Here is a 5,896-nt window from a genome sequence, read left to right as displayed (position 1 = left end):
GGTTTTGGGGGTCATGGGGGAGTTGGGAGACACTAAGGGAAGGAGACTGGGAGCGGAATGAAATGTGATGGTGTCCGATCGTTGGTTGCCTAAGAAATGGCAGACGGTAAGCGATGCGATTATATTATAGGCGATCGCTGACACTGCTTGGAGATCGAGCCGTGGCTCCACCCATCCAAAGTCTATCTCCCCATCTACCCTCTACCCTCTACCCTCTAACCTCTACCCTCTCTCTTTTGACAGGTACAGATGTCCGTGGTAGGATCTTAGATTGTGTTAACTTTATTCAGATAGACAAGCAATAACCCTTGGCTAACGTAGTCGTAATTGGTGCCCAATGGGGCGATGAAGGAAAAGGAAAAATCACTGACTTACTCAGTAAGTCAGCCGATGTGGTCGTGCGTTACCAAGGGGGTGTCAACGCTGGTCACACTGTAGTCGTGAATGGTCAAACCTTCAAACTACATTTGATTCCTTCGGGGATTCTATATCCCGAAACTGAATGTATCATTGGCTGTGGAACAGTCATTGACCCCAAAGTCTTAATTGAAGAACTCGATCGACTTGTAGAACTTAAAATTCCTACTGATAAGCTGTTGATTTCCCAAACAGCCCATGTCACGATGCCTTATCATCGATCGATCGATCGCGCATCGGAAGAAGTCAGAGGCACCCACAAGATCGGTACGACTGGACGGGGTATCGGCCCCACCTATGCGGACAAATCCGAACGCATGGGGGTGCGAATCCAAGATTTGATGGATGCTGACTCATTCCGCGAGCAAATGCTCTGGACGATCGCCCAAAAGAATGAGATCCTAGAAAAGCTCTATCATCTACCGCCACTCGATCCAGAGCAAGTAACCACCGAATATCTGGGTTATGCCGAACGGTTGCGCCCACATATCGTCAATACTTCGCTCAAAATATATGATGCGGTGCGTCACCGTCGCAATATTTTATTTGAAGGCGCTCAAGGGACATTACTCGATCTCGATCACGGTACCTACCCTTATGTAACATCCTCCAACCCGATTGCCGGGGGAGCTTGTATCGGTACTGGCATTGGCCCCACAACGATCGATCGAGTGATTGGGATTGCCAAAGCTTACACTACGCGTGTGGGCGAAGGGCCATTCCCGACCGAACTCGACGATCGCAGCGGTGAAATTTTGGGCGAGCGTGGGGCTGAATTTGGCACCACTACCGGACGAAAACGTCGCTGTGGTTGGTTTGATAGCGTCATCGGTCGTTATGCTGTCCGGATCAATGGGATGGACTGTATGGCAATTACCAAGCTTGATGTCCTCGACGAGTTCGAGGAAATTCAAGTCTGTGTTGCTTATGAAATCAACGGCACCCAAACTACTGATTTCCCCAACTCCGCTCGGGACTTTGCCAAGTGTCGTCCAGTTTACAAAACCCTACCGGGTTGGAAGCAGGATACTACGGAATGTCGATCGCTTGAAGACCTGCCACAAGCAGCCTTGAACTATCTCAAGTTCTTAGCTGACTTGATGGAAGTGCCGATTTCGATCGTCTCCCTCGGCCCCAGCCGCGACCAAACGATCATCGTCGAAGACCCAATTCATGGGCCGAAACGAGGTCTATTATCAGCGGATGGTACACCAGTTTAATAGTTAATAATTAATGGTTAATAATCGATCGAGAGTAGCTCACGATCGATTATTAACGATCGATTGCTAAGTATTAAGCTTGGTTTGAACGCGTAAAATTTATCAAATAACTACTAACAATCATGGAAATCTCAGTCGAATTAAAACAACGCGTTGCTGGTAGTAAACCCAATACCCTTCGCCGCAACGGGCATATCCCCGTCAATCTTTACGGACACGATGGAGATAAGTCTCTACTCCTGACTCTCGATGCTAAAAGTGTTGAGAATCTCATCAAGAAAGCTAGAATCAACAAAACTCCAGTGGAAGTCAGCATTCCTGAATTAGATTGGAAAGGTATGACCGTAATCAAGGAAATTCAAACTCATCCTTGGAAAAACTTCCCCTATCACTTGAGCTTTTTTGCAGTTAAAGATTAGGGAATAGGGGATAGGGGATATGGAATAGTGAGTAAAATTTCGATTCCTAATCTTAATCTATACTTATTTGATAATAGTATTACAACCAAAGGGGGAGAACTTTCGTTCTCCCCCTTTTTTATCTGATATCGGGCTATTAATAACCACCTAAAACTTTCTCGCCTATTCTCTATTCCCTATCCTATCCCCTAAAAAAAGGAACCGCCCAAGACACAATTAAGTGTCTCAGGCGGGATGTGGTGTGAGGAGTGAACGGAAACATCAGCTTCCGTCGATCTTAATTGTAACAGTACCCTCTAAAAATCGGGGGGGACTATTTTGTCGAAATAGCAAGTTTGTGGTCGGTTTTTCAGGTAAATATTTATTGCTAAAGTCACTTGTCTACGCCGACGATCGCGTGCATAGTTTATTTGCACTAGTGCGATCGAGCTTTGTCATCCTGCTGTTGATTTCTACTTGCCCATCCCTAACTGTTGCGCCTTTTGATAGACTTTACCTTCAGTCAGGAGTGAGGGGGCAATTACGACCTCGACTTGTTGCATTTCCTTGATAGTTTTGGCACCGAGGGTACCCATACTAGTTTTGAGCGCACCTAACAGATTGTGAGTACCATCATCTAATTTCGCTGGCCCCGTGAGGATTTGAGCGAGGGTGCCAGTGGTACCGACTTTGATCCGCGTCCCTCTGGGTAATACGGGGCTAGGAGTAGCCATGCCCCAGTGGAAGCCGCGTCCGGGAGCTTCCGCCGCCCGTGCGAAGGGAGAACCAATCATTACCCCATCAGCACCACAAGCGATACATTTACAGATATCGCCACCAGTAACCAAGCCACCATCGGCAATTACGGGAATATATTTACCTGTCTGCTTGAAAAACTCATCTCGTGCCGCTGCACAGTCAGCTACGGCAGTTGCTTGGGGTACGCCGACTCCCAGTACCCCGCGAGAAGTACAAGCCGCTCCAGGCCCGATACCGACGAGGACAGCGGCTGCGCCTGCTTGCATTAATTCCAACGTAATATCATAGGTGACACAGTTGCCCAATACCACAGGCATTGGCATCTCTTTGCAGAATTTAGCCAAGTTGAGTGGTTCGATGCCTTCGGGAGCCAGAAATTCTGTCGAGACGACAGTAGCTTGAATAAAGAATAAATCTGCACCTGCTGCGGCTACTGCTGCACCAAATCTAGCCGCCCCAGCGGGAGTGGCACTTACTGCGGCAATGCCACCAGCAGCTTTGATCTCGGCAATTCTTACGCCAATTAATTCCGGTTTGATGGGGGCAGCATAGAGTTCCTGCATCAGAGATACAAATCCATCGTTCCCAACAGCCGCAATTCGATCGAGAATAGGGTTGGGATCTTCATACCGAGTTTGAATCCCTTCCAAATTGAGTACGCCGAGCGCACCGAGTTTTGATAACTCAGCCGCCATGCGGACATCGACCACCCCATCCATTGCGCTAGCAATAATCGGGATTTCGCGCTTGATATCACCAATTTGCCAGCTAGTATCTGCCAAACTGGGATCTAATGTTTTGCCGCTAGGCACTAGGGCTATTTCGTCAAAGCCATAGGCTCTACGAGCCGTTTTCCCTTTCCCAATTTGAATATCCACGATCGATCCGACCTTCTTCCAAAAAACGTCTTTAAGTAAGCCTAACAAATAGACTGCAACATTTGTTTACTTTTTTACAGATTTTTGCATGGGGATCGGTATTCTAACGAAACCGATTGGGATTTAATTTTTTGGCATTACCAGTAGTTGCATTTGTGTTACCAGGCGCGCGCAGTTTGGTGGCGGTACCGCCATCTTTTGTCGAGAGGAAGGGACGCAGATCGATATTACTGTTGCTCCCAATTGCCGCAGTTGGTGCTGCACCATTACCGCCATTACCCAGTCCTGGTAGTACATTACCGAGCAGATTGCCAAGGCCATTATTGCCACCGTCGGCAAAGGTATTGACACCTGTGGTTCTTTGCCCGCTATCTGCCATCGTCAGATTGCGAAAGACTGAGTCTCTGGTCGCGATCGCGTCTTGTCCTGATGGTACTGTAAATACTAGACGGCATTCGCTATCGCGTTCGGTAGTCACACAGACCGTATCGTACTGATTTTTGACCTCCGTTCGCAGTTCTTTGAGTCCATCGCGGCGATATTCTTCAAGTCTGCGGGCGATTTCGGTGCAGCGTCTACTCGCATTCCAGTTGCTACCCATCGTGCTGGGAATCGCCCACGGATAGCGTTCGCCCGGTCGATCGATCGGGCGATAAGTCACGGTAGACTCATTATTAATCGATTCGCACATAAAACGTGCCTGAGTTCCCCCCGATGGCACGCTTGTCTGCGGTGTAGGTGGCCCATACTGTGCGCTGGCACTACTGGCTGTCAACACAGCACCTAAGATGGCCCAGCTCCAAATTTTGAGGGATACGTTCATGGGTTTTATTTATTCTGGGGTGAGGATGGAGTGTCAGTGGCTGGAATATCGTACTTGTAAGTTGTAGGACAAGGGATCGATCGAGAATGTTCCAGTTTGAGAGGGCAACAGGGATGTGCGGATCGTGCTGAGAATATGCACAAAGATCTACAGCTTGGCAAAAATTGCAAGTATGCTGATATATTTGTTAAGATGAGTTTACAAAACTTAATAAGCTGTTTTGATGTTCGGCTGTGGAAATAAATGGTAGCTGCGTTTGTTGTTGCCATTCCAGCCGATCTTCACGACCGGATAGATGTTTGAGAGCATGTTTGACACACCCAAAATCACCGCCCAAGAGTTGAGGCAATTGTGCCAGCAAGGTCAACGCGATTTTCGTTGGCTCGATCTCCAATCGATCGATCTGAGCGAATCTGACCTGAGCGGTAGCGATTTTACCCAGGCACAGTTAAATGATAGCAACTTGAGTTGGGCGAACCTTGGGGGTATCGATCTCTCAGCAGCCGTATTTAGCAAAGCAATGTTGTGGCGGGCAAATTTGCGGCAGAGCAAGCTAGTTGCTAGTCGTGGCGATCGATCGACTCTGATTAGAGCGGATCTTAGCAGTGCAAATTGTCATCAGATCGATCTCCAAAGAGCCGATCTCCGGTTAGCGCAGCTTCATTTGACGGACTTAACCGGGGCGAATTTGGCGTGGGCAAATCTCAGCTATGCCAATCTCACCGGGGCAAATCTCACGGGCGCAAATCTCAGTCACACCCGATTGGAGCGAGCGATTGTTATTAATGTTAATTGGCAAGATACCATCCGGTGCGATCGAGATCGCCCAGCAGTAGATTTGAGTCGCTCGATGCCAGTGATGGTGTAGTGACATATCTTAGTGCTTAGTCAACCCACACCGATGCTACGCATACGGTCTGGGCATCAAAACCCCAGACTTCGTGTTTCATCCGCCATTGCCTCCACACAAACAAGTTTGCGTTTTGGTCTTACACAGCGTCCAGAGGTTTGACAAGCCGTCTCGTTCTGACTCTCACACCGCTTACACGGTGTCCACGCAGCCGCCCTGTGTCCCAAGGCAGAAATTACTTGAGTCGGAAACCCACATGGTGTTTGATTCGTCCAGCGGCAGATTTCATTTAGTGGCTATTCTGCTAGTACTTCGTCAGCCTTTTAGACAGTCCACAAGGTCATCAACCTTCTCTAAGATCTTACCAATTTTGAGAATGCTTGTACTCAGCCAAAATGCTTGTTACTCATTCGTTCATACATCTCCCTCCGCTGCTTGCTTCCGGTGGTGGCAAATAGCGGTGGGGAGATGCAATCTCTCATTCGCCTGCTTTCATCCCACCGCCAAGGCGGGTACACCTATGGCGGGGGAATTCCCGCAGTCCTAGTTAA

At 48.4% G+C, this 5,896-nt stretch carries 5 protein-coding genes; 3 read left to right on the top strand and 2 right to left on the bottom strand.

Features of this window, described 5'->3' with window-relative positions; translation table 11 throughout:
* Positions 1-308: 308 nt before the first annotated feature.
* Positions 309-1,637, top strand: a complete 1,329-nt coding sequence (locus tag RMO52_RS02085) for an adenylosuccinate synthase (protein ID WP_310410462.1) — start codon at positions 309-311, stop codon at positions 1,635-1,637.
* A gap of 122 nt (positions 1,638-1,759) precedes the next feature.
* Positions 1,760-2,056, top strand: coding sequence for a 50S ribosomal protein L25 (rplY, locus tag RMO52_RS02080; protein ID WP_309741418.1), 297 nt, complete (start codon positions 1,760-1,762; stop codon positions 2,054-2,056).
* A gap of 452 nt (positions 2,057-2,508) precedes the next feature.
* Here rplY and RMO52_RS02075 read toward each other — a convergent pair whose 3' ends face one another.
* Both RMO52_RS02075 and RMO52_RS02070 read right to left on the bottom strand, forming a co-directional pair.
* Positions 2,509-3,672, bottom strand: a complete 1,164-nt coding sequence (locus RMO52_RS02075) for a GuaB3 family IMP dehydrogenase-related protein (protein WP_309741419.1) — start codon at positions 3,670-3,672, stop codon at positions 2,509-2,511.
* Positions 3,673-3,775: 103 nt separating this feature from the next.
* Positions 3,776-4,495 (bottom strand): COP23 domain-containing protein, encoded by a 720-nt coding sequence (locus RMO52_RS02070; protein ID WP_309743635.1) that lies wholly within the window; start codon positions 4,493-4,495, stop codon positions 3,776-3,778.
* Positions 4,496-4,802: 307 nt separating this feature from the next.
* Between RMO52_RS02070 and RMO52_RS02065 the strand changes: the two genes are divergently transcribed.
* Complete coding sequence (locus RMO52_RS02065; RefSeq protein ID WP_309743633.1) at positions 4,803-5,363, top strand: pentapeptide repeat-containing protein; 561 nt, start codon at positions 4,803-4,805, stop codon at positions 5,361-5,363.
* The last annotated feature ends 533 nt before the right edge of the window (positions 5,364-5,896 follow it).

Source organism: Chamaesiphon sp. OTE_8_metabat_110, from assembly GCF_031382685.1.
In the GTDB taxonomy this organism is placed as follows: Bacteria; Cyanobacteriota; Cyanobacteriia; order Cyanobacteriales; family Chamaesiphonaceae; genus Chamaesiphon.
This window is presented reverse-complemented; position numbering and strand designations above follow the sequence as displayed.